Genomic DNA, 1,103 nt, shown 5'->3' on the forward strand with positions numbered 1-1,103 from the left:
GGAACGATCAGCTCCACCGTCATCGCGATGTTGTCGCCCGGCATCACCATCTCGGTGCCCTCAGGCAGGTGCACCACCCCCGTCACGTCCGTCGTGCGGAAGTAGAACTGCGGCCGGTAGTTGGTGAAGAACGGCGTGTGGCGGCCGCCCTCCTCCTTCGTCAGGATGTAGGCCTCGGCCTTGAACTTGGTGTGCGGCTTCACCGAGCCCGGCTTGCACAGAACCTGCCCGCGCTCGACGTCCTCGCGCTTCGTCCCGCGCAGCAGAGCCCCGATGTTGTCGCCCGCCTGCCCCTGGTCCAGCAGCTTGCGGAACATCTCGACGCCCGTCACCGTCGTCTTCACCGTCGGACGGATGCCGACGATCTCGACCTCCTCGCCGACCTTCACGATGCCGCGCTCGACGCGGCCCGTCACCACCGTGCCGCGCCCCGAGATCGAGAACACGTCCTCCACCGGCATCAGGAACGGCTGGTCGACCGGACGGTCAGGCTGCGGGATGTAGGCGTCGACCTGGGTCATCAGCTCCAGGATCGCGTCATGGCCGAGCTTCGGGTCGCCGTTCTCCAGCGCCACAAGCGCCGACCCCTTCACGATCGGAATGTCGTCGCCCGGGAAGTCGTACTTCGACAGAAGCTCCCGAACCTCGAGCTCGACCAGCTCCAGAAGCTCCTCGTCGTCCACCATGTCGCACTTGTTCAGGAACACAACCAGCGCCGGAACGCCGACCTGACGCGCCAGAAGAATGTGCTCGCGGGTCTGCGGCATCGGACCGTCGGCCGCCGAAACCACCAGGATCGCGCCGTCCATCTGCGCCGCCCCCGTGATCATGTTCTTCACATAGTCGGCATGGCCCGGGCAGTCGACATGCGCGTAATGCCGGTTCTGCGTCTCATACTCGACATGCGCCGTCGAAATCGTGATCCCGCGCGCCTTCTCCTCAGGAGCCTTGTCGATCTGGTCATAGGCCGTGAACGTCGCCCCGCCCGTCTCCGCCAAAACCTTCGTGATCGCAGCCGTCAAAGACGTCTTGCCATGATCAACATGACCAATCGTCCCAATGTTGCAATGCGGCTTCGTCCGCGCGAACTTTTCCTTGGCCAT

The 1,103-nt window shown here is 64.4% G+C and carries 1 protein-coding gene; it reads right to left on the reverse strand.

Annotation, left to right across the window (positions count from 1 at the left end):
- A partial coding sequence (gene tuf, locus EK403_RS22030; protein ID WP_128779593.1) for an elongation factor Tu occupies positions 1-1,103 on the reverse strand: 1,103 nt, incomplete at its 3' end.

Origin of the sequence: Hansschlegelia zhihuaiae (assembly GCF_004103825.1) — a bacterium.
In the GTDB taxonomy this organism is placed as follows: Bacteria; Pseudomonadota; Alphaproteobacteria; order Rhizobiales; family Methylopilaceae; genus Methylopila; species Methylopila zhihuaiae.